The organism is Sphingobium limneticum (assembly GCF_008710155.1).
Lineage (GTDB): Bacteria > Pseudomonadota > Alphaproteobacteria > Sphingomonadales > Sphingomonadaceae > Sphingobium > Sphingobium limneticum.
This window is the reverse complement of sequence record NZ_VYPZ01000004.1, coordinates 158,709-179,931: the sequence shown is the minus strand read 5'-3', so window position 1 is coordinate 179,931 and position 21,223 is coordinate 158,709. Positions and strand designations below refer to the sequence as shown.

Annotated in this window: 17 protein-coding genes; 6 read left to right on the top strand and 11 right to left on the bottom strand. The window is 65.0% G+C overall.

Annotated features, from left to right (window positions below):
* The first annotated feature begins 1 nt into the window (after position 1).
* The 5 genes from F4U94_RS07120 (at position 2) to F4U94_RS07100 (ending at position 7,691) form a co-directional block, all read left to right on the top strand.
* Positions 2-3,223: an efflux RND transporter permease subunit gene (locus F4U94_RS07120; RefSeq protein ID WP_120250279.1), complete on the top strand. Its 3,222-nt coding sequence runs from the start codon at positions 2-4 to the stop codon at positions 3,221-3,223.
* Between the two features lie 356 nt (positions 3,224-3,579).
* Positions 3,580-4,257, top strand: a complete 678-nt coding sequence (locus tag F4U94_RS07115) for a DOPA 4,5-dioxygenase family protein (protein ID WP_120250280.1) — start codon at positions 3,580-3,582, stop codon at positions 4,255-4,257.
* Between the two features lie 106 nt (positions 4,258-4,363).
* Complete coding sequence (locus tag F4U94_RS07110; RefSeq protein WP_120252074.1) at positions 4,364-5,716, top strand: LLM class flavin-dependent oxidoreductase; 1,353 nt, start codon at positions 4,364-4,366, stop codon at positions 5,714-5,716.
* Positions 5,713-7,308: an FAD-dependent oxidoreductase gene (locus F4U94_RS07105; RefSeq protein ID WP_150411877.1), complete on the top strand. Its 1,596-nt coding sequence runs from the start codon at positions 5,713-5,715 to the stop codon at positions 7,306-7,308. The genes F4U94_RS07110 and F4U94_RS07105 overlap by 4 nt, the downstream gene beginning before the upstream one ends.
* The gene (locus F4U94_RS07100) at positions 7,305-7,691 is read left to right on the top strand and encodes a 4Fe-4S dicluster domain-containing protein (protein WP_120250281.1); all 387 of its coding nucleotides are present in this window, start codon (positions 7,305-7,307) and stop codon (positions 7,689-7,691) included. Before F4U94_RS07105 ends, F4U94_RS07100 begins: the two co-directional genes overlap by 4 nt.
* 32 nt (positions 7,692-7,723) lie before the next feature.
* Here F4U94_RS07100 and F4U94_RS07095 read toward each other — a convergent pair whose 3' ends face one another.
* The 11 genes from F4U94_RS07095 to F4U94_RS07045 form a co-directional block, all read right to left on the bottom strand.
* Positions 7,724-8,386 carry a peroxiredoxin-like family protein gene (locus F4U94_RS07095; RefSeq protein ID WP_232015982.1) on the bottom strand — a complete coding sequence of 221 codons (663 nt, stop codon included), beginning with the start codon at positions 8,384-8,386 and terminating at the stop codon, positions 7,724-7,726.
* Positions 8,387-8,488: 102 nt separating this feature from the next.
* Positions 8,489-9,838: an LLM class flavin-dependent oxidoreductase gene (locus F4U94_RS07090; protein WP_120250282.1), complete on the bottom strand. Its 1,350-nt coding sequence runs from the start codon at positions 9,836-9,838 to the stop codon at positions 8,489-8,491.
* A gap of 15 nt (positions 9,839-9,853) precedes the next feature.
* On the bottom strand, positions 9,854-10,645 hold the full coding sequence (locus F4U94_RS07085; RefSeq protein ID WP_120250283.1) for a class II aldolase/adducin family protein: 792 nt from the start codon (positions 10,643-10,645) through the stop codon (positions 9,854-9,856).
* 82 nt (positions 10,646-10,727) lie between these two features.
* Positions 10,728-11,678 carry an ABC transporter substrate-binding protein gene (locus tag F4U94_RS07080; protein ID WP_197716438.1) on the bottom strand — a complete coding sequence of 317 codons (951 nt, stop codon included), beginning with the start codon at positions 11,676-11,678 and terminating at the stop codon, positions 10,728-10,730.
* Complete coding sequence (locus F4U94_RS07075) at positions 11,668-14,247, bottom strand: TonB-dependent receptor plug domain-containing protein (protein ID WP_170271916.1); 2,580 nt, start codon at positions 14,245-14,247, stop codon at positions 11,668-11,670. The genes F4U94_RS07080 and F4U94_RS07075 overlap by 11 nt, the downstream gene beginning before the upstream one ends.
* Before the next feature lie 121 nt (positions 14,248-14,368).
* Positions 14,369-15,337: an ABC transporter substrate-binding protein gene (locus tag F4U94_RS07070; RefSeq protein ID WP_120250286.1), complete on the bottom strand. Its 969-nt coding sequence runs from the start codon at positions 15,335-15,337 to the stop codon at positions 14,369-14,371.
* Positions 15,338-15,340: 3 nt separating this feature from the next.
* The gene (locus F4U94_RS07065; protein WP_120250287.1) at positions 15,341-16,429 is read right to left on the bottom strand and encodes an LLM class flavin-dependent oxidoreductase; all 1,089 of its coding nucleotides are present in this window, start codon (positions 16,427-16,429) and stop codon (positions 15,341-15,343) included.
* A gap of 124 nt (positions 16,430-16,553) precedes the next feature.
* Positions 16,554-17,816 (bottom strand): rhodanese-like domain-containing protein, encoded by a 1,263-nt coding sequence (locus tag F4U94_RS07060; protein ID WP_120250288.1) that lies wholly within the window; start codon positions 17,814-17,816, stop codon positions 16,554-16,556.
* Positions 17,813-18,436, bottom strand: a complete 624-nt coding sequence (locus tag F4U94_RS07055) for a cysteine dioxygenase family protein (RefSeq protein WP_120250289.1) — start codon at positions 18,434-18,436, stop codon at positions 17,813-17,815. Before F4U94_RS07055 ends, F4U94_RS07060 begins: the two co-directional genes overlap by 4 nt.
* Complete coding sequence (locus tag F4U94_RS07050) at positions 18,433-19,215, bottom strand: ABC transporter ATP-binding protein (RefSeq protein WP_120250290.1); 783 nt, start codon at positions 19,213-19,215, stop codon at positions 18,433-18,435. Before F4U94_RS07050 ends, F4U94_RS07055 begins: the two co-directional genes overlap by 4 nt.
* 2 nt (positions 19,216-19,217) lie before the next feature.
* Positions 19,218-19,943: an ABC transporter permease gene (locus tag F4U94_RS07045; RefSeq protein ID WP_197716448.1), complete on the bottom strand. Its 726-nt coding sequence runs from the start codon at positions 19,941-19,943 to the stop codon at positions 19,218-19,220.
* Between the two features lie 401 nt (positions 19,944-20,344).
* Here F4U94_RS07045 and F4U94_RS07040 point away from each other — a divergent pair, with 401 nt between their 5' ends.
* Entirely contained in the window at positions 20,345-21,181 is an 837-nt protein-coding gene (locus F4U94_RS07040) for a LysR substrate-binding domain-containing protein (protein WP_120250292.1), read from the top strand.
* Positions 21,182-21,223: the final 42 nt, after the last annotated feature.

The following is a 21,223-nucleotide window of genomic DNA, read 5'->3' as shown; positions in this document are numbered from 1 at the left end:
CATGATCGCTCCTATCGTCAATTGGGCGGTCCGCAAGCGCTGGCTTGTCCTGCTGCTGACCGCCATCGCCGCCGTCATCGGCGGCATCGCCCTGCATCGCCTGCCGATCGACGCGGTGCCCGACATCACCAACAATCAGGTGCAGATCAACGTCCGCGCCCCGGCCCTGTCGCCCGAACTGGTCGAAAAACAGGTCGCCTATCCGATCGAAACGGCGCTGGCGGGCATCGCCGGCCTCGACCATAGCCGGTCGATCAGCCGCAACGGCTTTGCCCAGATCACCGCCGTCTTCGATGAATCCACCGACATCTACTTCGCCCGCCAGCAGGTGGGCGAGCGGCTGAACGGTGTGGCCGAAAACCTGCCCGCCGGAGTCAGCCCGGAAATGGGACCGATCGCCACCGGCCTTGGCGAAGTCTATATGTGGACGGTGCGGCTGGAGCATCGCGGCGACGACACGCATCTGCCCGGCGAACCGGGGATGCAGCCCGACGGCAGCTATATCACGCCCGAGGGCGACCGGCTGACCACCGACATCGACAAGGCGACCTATTTGCGCACGGCGCAGGACTGGATCGTCGCGCCTTTGCTCAAGAACACCAAGGGGCTGGCCGGGATCGATGCGATCGGCGGGTACAGCAAACAATATATGGTCATTCCCGATGTTCAGCGGCTGTCCGCGCTGGGGTTGACGCTGACCGACCTTGGCACTGCATTGGAGCGCAATAACACGGCCGTAGGCGGCGGCTTCATCGACCGCAATGGCGAGGGGCTGGCGGTGCGATCCGACGCGCTGATCCGCAACGCCACCGAATTGTCGCGCATCGTCGTATCGACGCGCGGGGGCGTGCCGATCACGCTGGGCCAGGTCGCGACCGTGAAGACGGGTCAGGCCGTGCGGATGGGATCGGCGTCGGAAAATGGCACCGAAGTCGTGGTCGGCACCGCCGTCATGCGGATCGGCGAGAATAGCCGGACCGTCGCGACCGCCGTGGCCGATCGGCTGAAGAGCATCAACGCATCCCTGCCGCCCGACGTGATCGTGCAGCCGGTGCTGGATCGCACCGCGCTGGTCAACGCGACGATCGGGACGGTGGCGAAGAACCTGACCGAAGGCGCGCTGCTGGTCATCGTCGTGCTGTTCGCCCTGCTCGGCAATTGGCGCGCGGCGTTGATCGCGGCGATGGTGATCCCGGTCACGATGCTGCTCACCGGCTTTGGCATGTTGAAGATCGGCGTATCGGCCAATCTGATGAGCCTGGGCGCGCTGGATTTCGGCCTGATCGTCGACGGCGCGGTCATCATCGTGGAAAATGCGCTGCGCCGCATGGCGGAGGCGCAGCATCAGCAGGGCCGGCTGCTCACGAAGAATGAGCGGCTGCATATGGTGGCGCTGGCCTCGCGGGAGATGATCCGGCCGTCCGTCTATGGTCAGGCGATCATCATGCTGGTCTATGTGCCGCTGCTGACACTGACCGGGGTGGAGGGCAAGAGCTTCGTGCCGATGGCCGCCACGGTCATCATCGCGCTCGCCTTCGCCTTCATCCTGTCGCTGACCGCCGTGCCGGCCGCGATCGCCATCTGGCTGTCGAACAGGGTCGAGGAGAAGGACGGGCGGATCATCGCCTGGCTCAAGGCGCGTTACGAACCTGGCCTCGATCGGGCGATGCGGCGGGCGACGGTGACGATCGGCGCGGGCATCGCCGGTTGCGCGGTCGCGGTCGCGGCGTTCCTGTCGCTGGGACAAGTGTTCCTGCCGCAACTGGATGAGGGCGACCTGCTGATCCAGGCGCTGCGCATCCCGGCGACATCGGTGCAGCAGAGCCAGGCGATGCAGCAGCCGATCGAGCAGATGGTCGGCAAGCAGCCCGAAGTGCAGTTCGTCTTTTCCAAGACGGGCACGGCCGAGCTGGCATCCGACCCGATGCCGCCCAATGCCACCGATATGTTCGTGATCCTGAAACCCCGCAGCCAATGGCCCGACCCGCGCCTGAGCAAAGCGGATCTGATTGCGCGACTGGAAGGGAAGCTGGCGCAGTTTCCCGGCAATGCCTATGAAATCACCCAGCCGATCCAGATGCGTTTCAACGAGCTGATCGCGGGCGTGCGCGGCGACGTGGCGGTCAAGGTGTTCGGCGAGGATTTCGACGCCATGAACCGCACGGCCAACAAGATCGCCGCCGTGCTGCGCAAGACGCAGGGCGCCACCGACGTCAAGGTGGAGCAGACCGCCGGCCTGCCGATGCTGGACATTCGCGTCGATCGCGATGCGATGGCACGGGTCGGCGTGACGGCGCAGGATGTGCAGGATGTGGTGACCGCCACCATCGGCGGGCGGACGTCGGGCATGATCTTCGAAGGGGACCGGCGCTTTCCGGTGGTCATCCGCCTGTCCGACACGCAGCGGGCGGACCTGCCCGCCCTGGCCCAGATCCAGATGCCGGTCGCGGGCGGCGGCTTCGTGCCGCTGGCCAGCGTCGCGCAGATCCGGGTGATCGACGGCCCGAACCAGATCAGCCGCGAAAATGGCAAGCGCCGCGTCGTGGTGCAGGCCAATGTCCGGGGCCGCGACATCGCCAGCGTGGTCGACGATGCGCAGGCGGCCATCGCGAAGGACGTCCGCCTGCCGGCGGGCAGCTATCTGGAATGGGGCGGGCAGTTCGAAAATCTGGCGTCGGCGCGCGACCGGCTGATGCTGGTGGTGCCGGCCTGCTTCATACTGATCCTGTTGCTGCTGCATGCCGCGCTGGGGTCGGTGCGGGACGCCGCAATCGTCTTTACCGGCGTGCCGATGGCGCTGGTCGGCGGGGTGTTGGCGCTGTTCCTGCGCGGCATGGACTTTTCCATCAGCGCGGCGGTGGGCTTCATCGCTCTGTCCGGCATTGCCGTTCTGAACGGGCTGGTCATGCTGTCGTCGATCCAGGATCTGATGCGATCAGGCATGGATAGGCTGGAGGCGGCGCGGCTGGGCGCGGTGCAGCGGTTGCGGCCGGTGGTGATGACCGCGCTGGTGGCCAGCCTGGGCTTCATGCCCATGGCGATCGGCAGCGGCGCTGGCGCGGAAGTGCAGAAGCCGCTGGCCACGGTGGTGATCGGCGGGCTGCTGTCGGCGACCCTGCTGACATTGTTCGTGCTGCCCACCCTCTATGCCCGCTATGGCGCGCAACGGCGCAAGCGAGACGGCGAGTTGGACAGTAGTTTGGCGGTAGCCACCCAACCATGAGCAAAACTCGATTGTCTCAATAATCTACCATATTAGTAGATAAATAACCGCCGGGGGAAGGACTGCTCCTCCGGTGGACCAGTTTCCGGCCAGAAAAGGGATGGCCATCAGACAGACGATCCGTTCGGCTCCGCCCTGCACCGTGTGCCCTTTTGCGGTTGATGGGCGTCGCCCTCCTACGACGACGCTTCCCTCCTTCCCTTCATTGCGACCCGGAGATCAGCCGGGAAGCGTCGTCGTCCTTTATCCGTCCCGTCCTGCGAAAGACCTGTCCATGTCGCTGTCTCATCATCGTCCGCCCGGCGCTGGAGACATTGCGCAGGTCGCCAAGCCCATCAGACAATGTGAGACATGATATGATCGATCCTGTAGACCAGCATTGGGCCGACCTGTTGTCGCCAAGCCGGCGCAACCTGCTGCGCGGCGGCGGGATCGCCGCGACCGCCGGCCTGATCGGGGGGCAGGCCTTTGCCGCCGAGCAGACGCCCAAACTCTCTCCCGCCGCCGTCGCCGCGCGGACCGGCAAAAGCCCCTGGGGCTATGAGACGGACCGGGAGCCGACCCCGCGCCCCAAATCGGTGCGTCCGGGTGAGGAAAACGGCCTGCCGGACCGGCCGCGCGCCTTTACCGACATCAAAAGCTATCACGCCCATATCTATTTCGATGAGGACAGCTACGAAAAGGCCGTGCTGATCCGCAAATGGTCGGCCGACCGGTTCGCCATCGAACTGGGCAACTGGAACCATGAACCGCGCGGCCCGCATGTCACGCCGTCCTTCTATTTCGGTTTCGGCACCGATTTGCAGCCGGTCATCCTGCCCTGGCTGCAACTCAACAGCCTGGGGCTGACGATCCTGATCCATCCCAATACGGACGACCCGCGCGCCGACCATCTTCACTATGCGCTGTGGGTGAACCGGTCGCAGCCGGTCAACGCCTATGGGATGAAGAAGCCGGATCTGGCGGCGGGCGAACCGGCGGTCGAACGCATCTATCCCAACACCCGTCCGACCATTGCGATCGAGCGCGGATGAAGGATCCGCAATATTGGACAAAATCAGCAGCGATTGAGCAGCCCTCGTTATTCAGGGCGATGCAGTGCGCCTAGCCTGATCCTCTGACAGATATGAGGATATGAAGATGGTGGAGCAGGCAAAGCGGCAATTGCATCTGGGCGCGATATTGGAAGGCGTCGGCGCGGACCATCATAGTTGGCAGGATCCCGACCTGCCCAGCGATGCCAGCATCGACATCAACTGGTATATCGAGCATGCGCGCCTTGCCGAACAAGCCAAGTTCGACCTCGTCTTCATCGTCGATTCCCCCTACATCACGCCCGATACGGCGCCGCATTTCCTCAATCGGCTGGAGCCGCTGACCCTGTTGTCGGCGGTGGCGGCGACGACATCCCATATCGGCCTCGTCGGCACGCTCACCACATCCTATTGGGAGCCCTATAATGTGGCGCGCCAGTTCGGTTCGCTCGACCAGATAAGCCGGGGCCGCGCCGGATGGAATGTGGTGACGACGGGCCTTGAGGGCGCGGCGCGCAACTATGGGCGGGAGGAGCATTTCGACCATAAGGTCCGCTATGCCCGCGCTCGCGAATTCGTGGATGTCGTGCAGGGCCTGTGGGACAGTTATGAGGATGACGCCTTCCCGCGCGATCGGGCGACGGGGACTTTCCTGGACAAGAGCAAGCAGCATAGGCTGGATCATAAGGGTGCGCATTTCTCGGTCGCCGGGCCGTTGGCGCTCAGCCGGTCGAAGCAGGGGCAGCCGGTCATCTTCCAGGCGGGCGACAGCAGCGAAGGCCGCAATCTGGGCGCGGCGATCGCCGAGGGCACTTTTGCCGCATCGCAGGATTTCGAGGCTGGCCGGGCCTATTATGCGGACCTGAAGGCGCGGGCCGCCGCGCTGGGTCGCAACCCCGACCTGATCAAGGTTTTGCCGGGGCTGGTGCCGACCATCGCCGAAACCGACGAGGAAGCACAGGCCATCGCCGCCGCGGCGCAGGGCGCGCTGGATATCGGCAAGCTGCTGACGCAGGTGGGCCGGGCGTTCAACTATCATGATTTTTCCGTCTATGATCTGGACGCCCCCTTCCCCGACCTGTCGGGCGTGACGCTCAACAGCTATAAGGGGCAGGCCGAGCGCATCATCCGCGTCGCCGCCGAGGAAAAGCTGACGCTGCGGCAGGCGGCCTATCGGTTCGGCCAGTGGAAGTCCGATTTCGTGGGATCGCCCGAAACCATCGCGGCGGAAATCGAACGCTGGTTCGTCGGCCGCGCCGCAGACGGTTTCATTCTGCGCGTCACCCGGCCGGGCGACTTTGCGCTGTTCCGCGAACGGGTGGTGCCGATCCTGCAAGAACGCGGGCTGTTCCGCACGGACTATGAAGGCGACACGCTGCGCAGCCATCTGGGCCTGCCGGTGCCGGAGAACCGCCATAGCGAGGCGGCGCGGCAGACGCAGGCGATCGCGGCCGAATGAGCGAGCCGCACGGGCTGGACCTGACCGCCGATGTGCTGATCATCGGCGGCGGGATGGCGGCATGCTGGGCGGCGACATCGGCCGCGCGAGCCGGGGCGCGCGTCGTGCTGGCGGACAAGGGCTTTGTCGGCACCAGCGGCGTCACGGCGACAGGCGGCCCCAATCATTGGTCGGTGGCGCCGGACAAGCGGGCGCAGGCGGTGGAAGAGCGGCATGCGCGCTCCTTCGACCTGGCCGAGCGCGACTGGATGGCGCGGATCATCGAGGAGACATGGCGCGCGCTGCCCGAACTGACGCCCTATTATCCGTTCGATACCGATGGGAAGGGCGGCACTTTCTATTCGGGCGTGCGCGGGCCGGAATATATGCGGGCGCTGCGCCGCTTTGCGGTCGATCGGGGCGTGACGATCCTGGACCATCATCCGGCGCTGGAATTGTTGCAGGATGATGATGGCGCCATCGTCGGTGCGGCTGGTCATGCGCGGCTGGACGATCGCGACTGGCGCGTGCGCGCGCCGGCGGTGATTTTGGCGACGGGTGGCTGCGCTTTCCGGTCGGGGCTGATCGGCAGCCATGGCAATACCGGCGACGGGCTGCTGATGGCGGCGGAGGCCGGGGCCGTGCTGTCGGGCATGGAATTTTCCGCCTCCTATTCGCTGTCGCCCGCTTGGAATTCGACGCGCACCCTGCCCTATTTCGCGGCGCGCTTCTTCGATGCGGAGGGGCAGGAACTGGACGTGCCGCCGCCGATGAGCGGCGAGGCTGCGCATTTGAAGGCATTGGCGCGGGCGATGGATGCCGGGCCGGTGCTGGCGGACCTGAGCGATGCGCCGGACCTGCTGAAGCAATTGCTGCGCCGCATCCAGCCGGCATCGTTGCCGCCGTTCGAGCGGCGCGGGATCGACCTGTTCGAAAATCGCTTCCCCATCCGCCTGTTCGGTGAGGGGACGGTGCGCGGGACCGGGGGCTTGCAGATTATCGACGAGGATTGCCGCACCAGCGTCGAGGGCCTGTATGCCGTGGGCGATTGCGCGACGCGTGAACTGATCGCCGGGGCGACCAGCGGCGGCGGCGCGCAAAATGCCGCCTGGGCGCTGACATCCGGCCGGGTAGCTGGCAAGGCGGCCGCGCTGGCGGCGTTACGGATGGGTAAAGCCGCACCCGGCAAGGCGATCGGGCGGGCAGGATTGCGGCCGGCTGCGACCGTGCGCGCCATCGACCTGACACCTGTGGTTCCGGCCGTGCAGGCCTTCACCATCGCCTTCGACGGGACGCTCTGGCGCAGCGCGGCCAAGCTGGAAGCGGCGCAGGAACGGCTCGATGAACTGTGGCGGGATATGGCCGATCATGGCCATGCCCGGGGTCTGGGCCGGGTTGCCTTGCGCGAGCAGGCGGCGATGCTGGCCAGCGCGCGCTGGGTCGGGGCCGCCGCGCTGACGCGTGACGAAAGCCGGGGGCTGCATATGCGCGAGGACAGGCCGCTGGTCGATCCGGCGCAGGCCCGACGTCTGCTGACCGGCGGGCTGGAGCAAGTCTGGACCCGCTTCGATCACGCCATATCCCAGACCCAATTAAAGGAAGTCGCCGCATGATCGCCCATATTTTCGAGGAGCGGTGCGACGGCTGCAATAGCTGCGTTGCCGCCTGCCCCACCCATGTGCTGGACGCGCGGACGGATGGTGCCCCGGTGATCGCCCGGATCGACCAGTGCCAGACCTGTTATATGTGCGAGCTCTATTGCGAGTCCGACGCCATCTATGTCGATCCCGACCAGCTGGCCCGGCCGACCATCACGCCGCAGGCGATTTTGGACGGCGGCCAGCTGGGGCGGTTGCGCCATGATTATGGATGGGATCAGGACGCCGCGCCGGGCGAAGGGCATTTGAGCGATTTCTGGCGATTGGGGCCATTGCTGCGCGAAGGGGCGGAGATCGCCACGCGGCGCTATGCCGCCTTCAAGGCCGATCGGGGATAAGAAAAGGAGGCGTTTTCCGCCCCCTTTTCATCTCAAACCCTGCCGTCGATCTGGCGAAGAATGTCCGCCGCTTCTGGTCGGTCCAGCCAGTCGGGGCTGACATGGAGCCATTGGACGATCCGGCCTGGCCCCACCAGCAATGCCGTGGGTTGCGGCAATTCCCAGCTATCTGTGCCGGTCACTTCGCCGATCCATCCGGCCGGCGGTGGCGAAGGCCGATCTTCGGGTCGGAAGGCGACGTTGAGCAACCGCGCCAGCCCATTATCCGCATCGGTCGCGACCGGGAAAGGCAGGCCGTGGCGCTGCTTGATCTCACGCAGGCGATCGGGGATTTGCGGGCTGAGCGCCAGCAGCGGAATGTTGCGATCGGCCAAGGCCGGCGCCAGCGCCTGCGCATAATAGGGCAAGGCGATATTGTCAGCCGCGCAGGTGGCGAAGCGGAAGAGGAGCAGCAGCGCGGGCCCTTCGGCGGTCAGCGCGTCCAGCGTCAGCGTATCGCCGCCGACGTCCGTGAAGGACAAGGGCGGCAGGCTGTCGCCCGGCTGCGCCACATCGGCAGGGTCGAACCGATCGACAAGCTGGCGGCGCACGGCCGCATTGGCCTCCAGCTGTGCCGGCGCCCAGCTGCGCGCCCGATCCGCCTGCAACGCGGCGAAACGATCCTTGAGCGGTTCAATGAGAAGTGTGGCCATCATGATCTCCTGGAGTTGAGGCCATGATGGCAAGCGTAGGCGATCGCCGCCAATGAGAGTTGGCGGATGAGGATCGAAGATTTTTCATAGTTTCAGGCGATTGGCTCAGGCTGCGTCGCGGCGGCGGCCCTCCCGCCGGTGCTGACTGGGCAGGATCGGCAGGCCCAGATTGCCGCGCAGCGTGTCCGCTTCATAGTCCGTGCGGAACAGGCCGCGGTCCTGAAGGATCGGTACTACCTCCGCCGCGAAACGCTTGAATTGCGCCGGATGGCCCAGATGGACGTTGAGGCCGTCGAGCGCGCGCCCTTCGAACCAGCGCTGGATTTCGTTTGCGACCGTTTCCGCCGATCCCACGAAGGGACTGCCGCGCCCGGCCCGCGCCCGCTCGACCGCCTGCCGCAGGGTCAGCCCCTGTTCGACGGCCTGATCCGTGACCGCCTTGGCCTGCGTGTAGAAGCTGTTCTTCGCGGCTTCCAGCGCCTGTACCGGGAAGGGGGCGTCGGGATCATATTGGCGGAAATCATGCCAGCCGAACGGGCGGCCGAATTCGGCCAGCGCCTGATCGAAACTCTGGTCCAGTTCGCGATAGCGGCGCTGGATATCCTGCGCGTCCGCATCCGTATCGCCGACATAGACGGTAAAGCCGGGCAGGATGACGATCTCATCCGGGTTGCGGCCCTGGCGTATGGCCCGGCCTTTCAAGTCGGCATAGAAGGCCTGCCCCTGCTCGATCGTGGCGGCGTGAGTGAAGATGGCGTCGGCGATGCCGGCACCCAGATCGCGGCCCTGATCGCTGTCGCCCGCCTGGAAGATGACCGGCTCGCCCTGTGGCGAACGCTGGAGATTGAGCGGGCCGACGACCTGGAAAAATTCGCCCTTGTGATCCAGCCGGTGCAGCTTGTCGGGGTCGAGAAATTGGCCGGTCGCGCGATCGCGGACCAGTGCACCTTCTTCCCAGCTGGACCAGAGGCCACGCGCCACATCAAGGAACTCGACCGCGCGACGATAGCGGGTGTCATAGTCGAAATGCTCTGGCTGGCTGAAATTGCCGGCCGTGCCGGCGTCTCCGCTGGTCACGACATTCCAGCCGGCGCGCCCCTTGCTGATCAGGTCGAGCGAGGCGAAGCGGCGGGCGAGACTGAACGGGTCGTTATAGGATGTGGTGAGCGTGGCGACCAGGCCGATATGCCTGGTCGCCACGGCCAGTGCCGACAGGAGGGTGAGCGGTTCCAGCCGGTTAAGATAATGGGGCGGCGAATGGGCGGTGATGAACTGGCTGTCGACGATGAAGACGAGGTCGAACTTCGCGGCCTCCGCCTGGCGCACGACATCGATATACCAGTCGATATTGACGCTGGCGTCGATCGGAATGTCCGTGTCCAGCCAGCGATTACTGTCGCCGGGGCCGCCCACGCCGGTCGGGACGAGGCCAAGTTTCAACTGGCGTTGCGACATGCCCCTACCCTGTCCTTACGCGTCGAAGCCGGGCGAATGGCGGCCCGCCTTGCGCAACGCAGCTTCCCAGACCAGGTCGTGATGCGATTTGCCCCCTTCGACCGGCTTGCGTTCGCGGCTGATCTGGCGGCGCACTTCTTCCTGCGCGGCTTCAGGTGCGATCAACACATTGTCGCGACCGATGGAGAGCGTGCGGACCTGCGCCTTGCAGGCTTCCTCCAGATGATAAATGCCGCTGAACGCTTCACCGGGCGAAGCGCCCAGCGCCAGCGTGCCGTGATTGCGCAGCAGCATCACCTTGGTATCGCCGAGGTCTGCGACGATGCGTTCCCGCTCGTCCAGGTTGAGCGCCACGCCTTCATAATCATGATAGGAAATGCGCGGGATGAGGGCGAGCGCGCGCTGGTTGAGCGGCAGCAGCCCTTCGGCATGGGCGGATACGGCCATGCCGTCGGCGCTGTGGAAATGGGCGATATAATGGGCATCGTCGCGCGCGGCGTGGATCGCCGAATGGATCACATAGCCGGCATAGTTGATGCCATAGTCGCTGTCCCCGATGACATTGCCGTCGAGATCGACCTTCACCAGGCTGGACGCGGTGATTTCATCGAACATCAGGCCAAACGGGTTGATCAGGAAATGATGATCCGGACCCGGTACTCGCGCCGAGATATGGGTATAGAGAAAATCGTCCCAGCCATAGAGGGCGGACAGGCGATAGAAAGCGGCGAGATCAACACGGACCTTCCATTCCGCTTCGCTGATGCCGGGTGCACGAAAACGATCGTCTTTCAGGACTGTGGCCATGGGGATGCTCCTTTATGGGCAAATGTAGGCAGGCGGCAGGGAGCCGCCCAATGAGAATGTCTGATGGATGGACGAGCGTGGCTCATGCCGGGAAGACGCTGGCATCGACGATCCTTGCGACGTCGACATGGACGGGCAATTCGCCATCGGCATGGAATCGATCGACCACGCGTTGCAGCGGCGTGATGACGGCCGCGTCGGGCGCGACCAGAACCGAACTTTGTCGATCCACGATCAGCTTCGCCAGCTTCGGGTCCACGCCCGTCGCCTTGGCAAAGACGCCGGCATAGGCTTCGCTATGCGATTGCGCCCATTGGCCGGCCGCGCGGAAGCGGCCGAGCATGTTCGTCAGCGCCTCCCGCTTGGCAGTGTCGTCCAGCGCCGCCTGCGACGCGGCGATCAGGAGCAGGCCGGTGTTGATCCCCTGCCCGTCGCGCAGCACCCGCGCGCCGCGCTGCTCCGCCGCCAGTTGATAGGTGCCGAAGGTCGCCCAGACCTCGATCCGTCCGGCGGCGAAGGCGGCAGCGGCGTCATTGGGCAGCATGAAGCCGATATCGACCGCCTTGCGATCGACCTTCGCCTCCTTGAGCGCTTCGAGCAGGAGATAATGGGAGATGCTGCCCCGCGCGCTGGACACGATCACGCGGTGGCCGGCCAGATCAGCGACAGTGCGGATCGGCGAACCGGGCGGCACGATGATGGCGATGTCGCGAGTGGAGGACACCGAAGCGGCGACGATCTTGAGCGGGGCGCCGGCCGCCGCCGCCAGCACCACCGGCAGGTCGCCCGCCGGCGCGGTATCGACCGCCCCGGCATTGAGCGCCTCCAGCAAGGGCGCGGCACCGACGAAATTGGCCCATTCGATGTCGTAAGCCAGATCCTTGAGCGTACCCGCCGCCTCCGCCTTCGACTGGAGGAGGTGGACCTGATCGCCCAGGACCAGCTTCGTCCGTGCGCCCTTCCCGGCCCCACCGCAGGCGGCAAGGCCGAGCGCCGCGGCGCCGGCGAGGAACGTGCGTCGATCAGAAAGCAAGAGCGATCCGCCCATAATAATAGCCACCCGCTGGGTTGAAGGGCGATGGGCCATAATAGCCCTGCCCCGTCTGGGGATTGCCCGGCCCGTTGGTTTCGGGGCGGACGTCGAACAGGTTGGTGGCGCCGACCGAGAGGGTGGCGAAGTCCGTCACCTTCGCGCTGATGCTGGCGTCGGTGATGATCTTTGCGCCGAAATAGCGGTCGTCGCCCGCCGCGGTGCGCTGCGTATATTTGCCGTAGCGGGTGTTGGTCAGGCTGAAGCCGAAAATGCCCTTGCTCCAGTTCAGCGTACTGACCAGCTTCGTGTGCGGCTGAAGCACTTCCAGCTCGCCGATCTTGTCGCCGCCGAAGAAGACCGAGCCGGCACCCAGCAAGGACGTGCCATTGGCCGCGAACAACTGCGCCGGGGTGGCGACGATGTCCGTCACCTTGGTCTTGCTATAGTTGAAGGCGAAGGTGAGGCCGAGCTTGCCGAAATCGCCCAGGCCGGTCGAATAGTCGGCGACGAGGTCGAAGCCCTTCGTTTCCGTATCGGCGGCGTTGATGAAATATTCCGCCTGCTCCACATCGGACAGGCCGTTGGCGGCCAGGATCGCGGAAATGCCGGTGCCGAACAGGCGGCCGGTGCGCTCGATCCGATCCTTGATCTTGATATAATAGCCATCGAGCGTGATCGAGAGCGCAGGCAAGGGCGTGAAGACGATGCCAAGGCCCGCATTCCAGGTCTTTTCCGCCTTGAGCGGCTTGGCGCCGAGCAACTGGCCGACATTGCTGTCCGCCGTCACCAGCTTTGCGACGGTCGGGCGCAGTTCGGTCTGGCCGGTCGCCGCGTTGAAGAAGGAGGAGGTGCGCCCGTCCGTCTGGGCATAGCCGATCTGCGTCAGCGACGGCGCGCGGAAGCCGGTGCCCACGGTGCCGCGAACGGCGAGCGCCGGGGAGATTTCATAGCGGCTGTTGAGCTTCAGGCCGATCGGGCTGCCGGAGCCGTCGCTATAATGTTCGGCCCGCAACGCCGCGCCGATATACCAGGCGTCGGTCGGATAAAGGCCAAGGTCGATATAGCCGGCATAGACTTTGCGGCTGATGTCGGCTTCGTCGGCGGGCGACAGGACGATCGCGCCCTGCACCACCGGGGAGGCGACACGGCCGACATTCCAGTCATATTGCTGGTCGCCCGGCTGGAACGTGTAGGTTGCCGGCTGATAGGCCAGCGGATCGCCGGCGAAGGTGCGGAAACGGTCGAGGCGATATTCGCCGCCGATCGACACCTGCAAAGGCTTGGCGAAACCGATGTCATATTCGCGATGCAGATCGACATTGTGGGTCCACTGGCGGAATTCGAAATTGGCCAGATTGGGCCAAGTGGTCGGGCTGTCCGGGCCGAGCGACGGGCGGATGGAGAGCTTGGAAAATTGCCGGCTGGCGTTGCGGCCGAACGAGGTGGAAATATCATAGTCCCAGCCGATCAGCGTGCCTTTCAGGCCGCCGACGAACTGGAAATCCGTCTCGTCGATATTGTTGAGCGGATAATAGCCATTCGGGAAAAGCGCGGTGAAATTGGCGGTGCTGTTGGGGCGGCGGAAATTGTTGCCGATCTGGGCGTCACGCTCGCCATAGGTGCCGAAACTGTAGAGGGTGGCATTGTCCGTCACCGGCAGCTGGGCGTTATAGCCCAGGTTGAACGCCTTGATCTGCGGGTCGCCATTATGGGCGCCGTCGCGGTTCCAGGCGGCGTTGCGGGCATTGGCGTCGGCGATGTTCGCCTCCACCTGCGCGCGGGTCAGGCCGCTGGAGGCCACGACTTGGTCGATCGTGCGGCCCGATGGAAGGCCGTAAAGGTTGGTGTCGGTCGCGGCCAGATTCCACCAGGCGCCGCCCCGTTTCCGAATGTCGCCGCTAACGGTCAGGAAGCCGCCATCGTCGCCGATCTTCGTGCCGTAGCGGATCGTGCCCTTCCAGCTGTCGGGCTTGCCATTGGCCGAATAGAGCGTGCCATAGGTGAAATCGCCGCTCAGCCCTTCCTTCTGCGCCAGCTGGATATTGATGACGCCGGCGATCGCATCGGTGCCATATTGGGCGGCGGCGCTGTCTTTCAGCACTTCGATCCGGTCGATGCCGCTGGTCGCGATCATATCGACATCGACCGGGTTGGCGCCCGACGTGTCGGTGGTAGAATTGTTGAGGAAGGCGCCGTTGTGCCGGCGCTTTCCGTTCACCAGCACCAGCGTATAGGCCGGCGCCAGACCCCGGTTGGTGACGGGTCGGCCGACCGAAAAGACGCCGGCATGGGTCGATCCGAAATTGAGCGAGGGCAGCAGTTTGGACAGCGCTTCGCCGAACTCCGCCGCGCCGGTCGCCTGCAGCTTGTCCGCGCTGACCACGTCGATCGGCGCCGGGCTTTCGGCGATGGTGCGCGGTGCGCCGCGAACACCGGTGACGATGATCGTCCCCGCGTCCGCAGCGGCGGCATCCTCAGGCGAACTGACGGACTGTGCCGACGCCGGTGAGACAGCGAGTGCGACAGCCGTGAGCGCCGACGAGGCGAGATAGAGAGCGGCGTTCTTCATGGACATATTCCCCCAACAATTCTTGGGGCCTCAGTATTTTCTACTTCTTTAGTTGAGAAATGAATTTGGAGCCAGATCCATGAGTATCGCTAAAGTTTAGATGATCTTTGCCCATTCAAACTTATTGTTTCAGGGCCGCTTTTCCGAAGCTGGAATCGAAGGCCTGGGCGACGTCGCGCTTGCCGTCCGTCAGCCCGGCGTTGCGGAACCGCGCGGTAATATCCTGCTCATGCGCGATGATCTTGGCATCGATCGGTTGCGACACCCGGTTGTTGCGGTCGAAGCTGGCACGGGCGATGTCGAGCGGGAGTCCGGTTTCCTTCGCCAGCACCTGCGCGAAATCGTCAGGATGCGCGCGCGCCCAGGCGACGGCCTTCGCCTCGCGTTGCAGGAAGTCGGCGAGCAGCGCGCGTTTCGGCGCTATGCTGTCGGCATGGGCGATGTCGATATAGATGGGCAGGCCATAGTCCTTCGCATCGACGATGGCGCGCGCGCCTTCCTTGATCGCGACATTGGTATAGGGCGTCCAGATCGCCCAGGCGTCGATCGATCCGCTGTCGAAGGCGGCCTTTGCGTCGCCCGGCGGCAGGAAGGTGACGCGCACCTTGTCGGCCGGGATATGGGCGCGCTCCAACGCCTGAAGCAGTAGATGATGGCCGATCGATCCACGCGTGGTCGCCACCGACTTGCCGACCAGATCCTGCGCGCTTTTGAGCGGCGATCCGTTCTTGACCAGGATGGCGAGCGCTTCGCCGGCTTGCTGCGCGGGCGCCTGCACACCGATCGCCTTTACCGGGCTGCCGCTTTGATAGGCGAAGATGAAGGGGGCGTCTGCGGCCAGACCCAAGTCCGCCGCGCCGCCGCCGACCGCCTCCAGCAAAGGCTGGGCCGACGGAAACTCCGACCATTCGACCGTATAGGGCGCGCCGTTCAGCACGCCCGACGCGATCATCATGGATTTCACCTGCCCCTTTTGATTGGCGACCCGCAAGACCTTGTCATCGCCGCCCTTAAAAGTCGCGGCGGCAAGGCCGAGGCCCGCCACCGCGATAAGGGACGCCGACAGGATGACGACGTTTTTCTTAGGCATGGATCAGCCCGCCAGTGCGAGGCCGGCCGCCTCGCGCTCTGCAACCCGGCGGCGCACGACGGGCAGCAATTCCTGCCCGTAGAGGATGGAATCGCCCAGCGGATCGAAGCCGCGGATCAGGAAATGGTCGATGCCGATGTCATAATAATCCAGCATGGCGTCGGCCACCTGTTCAGGCGTGCCGACCAGGCCGGTGCTGTTGCCGGCCGCGCCGGTCAGGGCCGCAACGCCGGTCCACAGGCGCTTGTCCTGCCGATTGGCGCTGGCGGTTTCCAGCAGGCGCAGGGCGCCGACATTGGGCGGACGATGGCCGGTGATCGGCAGGCCGGCAGCGGTGCGGTTTTCGCGCACCTGCTCTTCGATCTCCGCCGCGCGCTTCCAGGCGGCTTCCTCCGTATCGGCGATCACCGGGCGCAGCGAAAGCGAGAAGCCCGGATTGCGGCCATAACGCGCGGCCGATTTGCGCACGGCGCGCACCGTGTCCTGCACCGCTTCCAATGTTTCGCCCCACAGCGCATAGACGTCGGCATGGCGGCCGGCGACGTCGATCGCCTCTTCCGACGATCCGCCGAAGAAGACCGGCAGATTGTCGGGCTTGATCGCGCTGAACGCCTGACGGATGTCGTAGAACTTGCCCTGATGGTCGAAGGGTTTGGACTCCGTCCATTCCTGCCGCAGGATCGACAGATATTCGTCGGTGCGGGCATAGCGCTCCGCCTTGACCGACTTAGTGTCGCCATCGCGCGCCATTTCCTCATCGGCGCCGCCGGTGATGATGTGCACGGCGACGCGGCCACCCGACAGCTGATCCAGCGTCGCCAGCTGGCGCGCGGCGACCGTCGGCTGGGTGAAGCCGGGACGATGGGCGACCAGAAAGCCGAGTTTGGTGGTGATGGCGGCGGCATGGGCCGCGACGATCTGGCTTTCCGGGCTGTTGGAGCCGAAGGGGATGAGGACGCGGTCGAAGCCGCCCTCTTCCTGTGCCTTGGCCGCTGCGTTGACATAGTCGGTGTCGAGCGCACGGCTGCGCACCGCCGCCTGCGTTTCCGACCCGTTGTTGAAACCGATATAGCCGATGAACTTGACGCTCATGGTTGCTCTCCTTGAAATTGATGCGAGACATTGCCCCGATCCGTTCGCTTCGAGCGTGTCGAGAAGCGGCAAGCGCAAGGCTTCCTGTTTCTCGACTTCGCTCGAAACGAACGGGCAGCGGGAGCTAGATCACGTAGAAGCCGTGGGTGCCGTCGCGCTCCAGCTGGGCGACGAGGCCATATTCCCAGTCGAGATAGGCCTGCATGGCGGCGGCCTTGTTGTCGGTGCCTTCATAGGGGCGCTTGTAACGGCCTTCCGGTCCGCGCGGGGACGGTGCGCCGTCCGGGCCGCTTTCCAGCGTCGCCGCCGACCAGTCGACGTCCAGCACGGATACGTCCCAGCCCAGCTGCGCCAGCCAGGATGCGGTCATGTCCGCGCGCACGCCGGTCGGATCGGTCACGACGATGCGGGCGCCGCGCACGGAAGCATTATGGTCGGTTTCCTGCACAAGCTGACCGCCCTGCGCATTGCGGAAGCCGGGCAGATGGCCGCTTTCATATTCGCGCGGCTGGCGCACATCGTAGAGGTAGAGGGTGCGAGCCGTGTCGGCCTTGAAAGCCTCCACTTCCGCCCAGCCGATCCGCTTGACGCCGGCGCGATAGGCGACGTCGCGAGCGTGGCTGCGGGCTTCCTGCGTAGCGACATCGTCGATTTCCGGCGCGACACGGGTCTGGCCGGTTTCCAGCTGCTGCCCGGCCAGCGTCCAGCCGATCGTGCCGTTGCGCAGCGCAAACACCTTGTTGGGCACGCCGGCATTGACCAGCGACTGGGTGCCGATGATCGAGCGGGTGCGGCCGGCGCAGTTGACGATGATCGTCGTGTCGGGATCGGGCGCGATGGTGCGGGCACGCAGCGCCAGTTCGGCGCCGGGCACGCTGGTCCCGGTCGGGATGCTCATCGTATTATATTCGTCGTAGCGGCGGGCATCGAGGATCTTGATGTCGGCCTTTTCATCGATCAGCGCCTGCACATCTTCGGCGGCGAGGCTGGGCGTATGGCGGCGATGTTCGACCAGCTCGCCGAATGCCTTGCTATAGCTGTTCACATCCTCGAACAGTTCATAGCCGGCGTCGCGCCATGCCGACAGACCACCATCCAGCTCGCGCACGTCGGTATAGCCGAGCGCTTCGAGGCGGACGGCGGCCTTGTGCGCCAACCCTTCGCCATTGTCGTAGACGATGATCGGCGTCGCCAGGCGCGGGATGCGCCAGCGGGCTTCCTCATCGATGCGGCGCAAGGGGATCTGCGCGGCGAAGAGCGGGTGGCCCTGCGCAAATTCATGTTCCTCGCGCACGTCGATGACGGCGATTTCGCTACCCACCAGCAGGGCGTGGCGGATATCCTGCGGCGTGGCGGTCTGAATCTTGTCCAGCGTGTCGATGGTCATGACTGTTTCGATCTGTCCCAGAGGTTGGGGATCACGCTGTTGGCGTAACCCGAAATGAAGGTCTTTGGCGTGCCGTCGAGGGCGTAGGTCGCGCGCTCGACCGCGCCGATATTGGCGCCATAGACATGGATGCTGATGGAGGGCCGGTCGGTCAGGCCATTGGTGACGCGGTGAATGTCACCGATGCGCGGGGAGACGGCGTCCACCTCCCCTTCGTGCAACAGTTCCTCGCCCTCATCGACCAGCGCGCCGCTGGGCAGGCGGCGGAAGCTTTCCACCTTCTCCACCCCGCGCAACATGCCGATCAGGCCCCAGACGCTATGGTCGTGGATCGGCGTGGACTGGCCCGGTCCCCAGACGAAGCTGACGACGCTGAACCGTTCCCGACTGTCGCAGTGGAGCAGATATTGCTGGTAGCGGTCGGGATTGGGCTGGGCGAATTCGTCAGGCAGCCAGTCGTCGGTGGCGATAAGGCGGCTGAGCAAGGCGCGGCCGCTTTCCAATATCGCCTGCTCGTCACGGGTGGCGGCCAGCAGGTCGGCGAAGGCGGTCACGAAACCGCGCAGGCGGTTCGTGTTGGGTGCTGTCACCGGCCGGTCGAGGGCGGTAAGCGCGCTCATTCGGCAGCGATAGCGAAGGGCACGACGCCCTCGCCATGGTCGTCGCCGCCCAGATGGGACAGCAGCTTTTCACGCAGGCGGCCGGCGAAGCTGGCGCGCTCGCCACGCGGAGCGGTGATGCGTTCCTCGGCGACGATCCGGCCCTTGTCGAGCACCAGCACCCGGTCGGCCAGCGCGATCGCTTCTTCGACATCATGGGTGACGATCAGCACGGCGGGCTTGTGCGCGCGCCAGAGCGAGAGGACGAGGTCGTGCATACGGTATCGGGTGAGTGCGTCGAGCGCGGCGAACGGCTCGTCCAGCAGCAGCAGCTTGGGTTCGCGCACCAGGGCGCGGGCCAACGCCACGCGCTGCGCTTCGCCGCCCGACAGGGTCAGCGGCCAGGCGTCCAGGCGATGGCCGAGGCCCACTTCCTTGAGCGCCGCTTCGGCGCGATCGCGACCGTTATTGCCCTTGAGGCCAAGCGACACATTCTTCCACACCGGCTTCCAAGGCAACAGGCGCGCATCCTGAAACACGACAGCGCGGGAGTCGGGGACTTCCACATCCTGGCCGCGCACTTCGTCGAGGCCAGCCAGGGTGCGCAGCAGCGTGGTCTTGCCGGACCCGGAGCGACCCAGCAGGGCGATGAATTCACCCGGCGCAATGTCGAGGTCCAGACCGTCGATGATGGTGTTGGCGCCGAAGCGCCGCGTAAAGTCGCGCAGGCGAACGACGGGTTCGGGATGGGACTGGTGAGCCGCAAGGTCCACCGTGGAAAAACCGAGGTGAGCGTTCATGCTTATTGCTCCACTATGCTGGGGCGCCAGATCAGGGCGCGGGCTTCGATGGCACGGACCAGCCAGTCGGCGCCGAGGCCGAGAATGGCGTAGACCATGAGGCAGACGACGATGATGTCGGTCCGCATGAAATCGCGGGCATTGTTGATGAGATAGCCAAGGCCGGCCGAGGCATTGATCTGCTCCGCCACGACCAGCACCAGGATCGACACCGACAAGGCGTAGCGAAGGCCGACCAGCAGTTGTGGCAGGGCCGAGGGCAGGACGACGTGCCAGATTTGCTCCCAGCGGCTGAGGCCGAAGCTCTTGGCCGCATCGAGCAGGCGCAGGTCCACGCTGCGGATGCCGCTATAGAGGTTGAGATAGACCGGAAAAATGGTGCCGAAGGCGATCAGCGCGACCTTGGGCGTTTCGCCGATGCCGAACCACACGATGAAGAGCGGGGTCAGCGCCAGCGCGGGAATGGTACGCTTGATCTGCATGAGCGGATCGACCGCCAGCTCGCCCGAGCGGGACAGGCCGGCGATCAGGCCGAGCGCAAGGCCCAAACCAACGCCGATCAGCAGGCCGACCGCGACGCGGGCGAAGGACACCAGCAGGTTCGAGGGCAGTTCGCCGGAAATCACCATCTCCAGCAGGGTGCCCAGCACAGCGGACGGCGCCGCCAGTGTCCGCTCCGGGATCAGGCCGATCCGCGAGCCGGCCTCCCACAAGAGCAGCAGCAGCACCGGCGACAGCCAGCGCCCGCCGAAGCGCGACAGCGAGAAAGGCCGGCGCGTCGATGCCGACCGGCCCCGCGCCGCCTGTGATGTATCATTGATCGTCAAAACCGCCATGTCCGGCCCTTTATCTAACTGCGGACAAGCCCATCATGTATTGTCTACCGTTTCAATTAAGTTTTTCTTGGTCGACCTATCAGCATTGATCATAGGTGGCATTTCACCGCCGTTGCGGGGCGCATTGTCGCCGGAATAGGCGGTTTTCCGGGCATGGCTCGTTCTGGCCAAGTTTTTCCTCGGGCTTTTACATCTCTACTATTTTGATTGATATATAAGCATCGGCGATAAGCCATATTCCGTTTCCGGCATCGGATCGGTTCCTCCCATTTCGAAAAATCAAGGGGTTCATCGTGCCGGTCAATTTGCCGACCAACTTGTTGCGCAGCTTCGTCGCCATCGTCGACACCGGGTCGATGCTCAACGCATCGGAACAGGTGTTCGTGACGCAATCCGCCCTCAGCCTGCAAATCAAGCGGCTGGAGGAGCTGGTGCAGCAGACGCTGTTCCTGCGCGAAGGGCGCCGGCTGAACCTGACGGCGGCGGGCACGGTACTGCTGGACTATGCGCGGCGCGTACTGCTGCTGCATGACGAGGCGGTTGCCGCGGTCAGTGCCGGGCGCTTCGCAGGGCCGGCGCGGATCGGCATGGTGCAGGATTTCGCCGACACGCTGCTGTCCGGGCTGCTGTCGCGCTTTGCCGAACTGCACCCCGATGCGCAAATCTATGCACGCGTGGCCGGGACGGCAGAGTTGCAGGCGCTGCTGGAGCGGCGGGAGCTGGATATCGTGCTGGGCTTTGCGGCGCCCAATGATGCGCATGCGGTGACGGTCGCGCCGATGAGCTGGTATGGCGACACGCATCTGGTCGATCGGGAGGTCATTCCTCTGGCCGTGCTGGAAGAGCCGTGCCGCTTCCGCGAGGCCGCTATCCGGGCGCTGGAGGATGCCGGGCTGCAATGGCGCATCGCGGTGGAGACGCCCAATCTGGCGACATTGAAGGCCGCCGTGGGCGCGGGATTGGGCGTGACATGCCGCACGCATCTGTTCCTGGAAGAGACGCAGGCATTGGAGCATGACCGGTTGCCGCCGCTGCCGCGCGTGGCCGCGATCCTGCGGTCGGGCGACAAGCTGGACAAGGCCGCGAACCGACTGGCCGAACTGGCGCGGGAGACGGTCGAGGCGCTCTGATAGCGACAAGCCGTTATGTGAACTTGTAGCTTCACGTTCCCC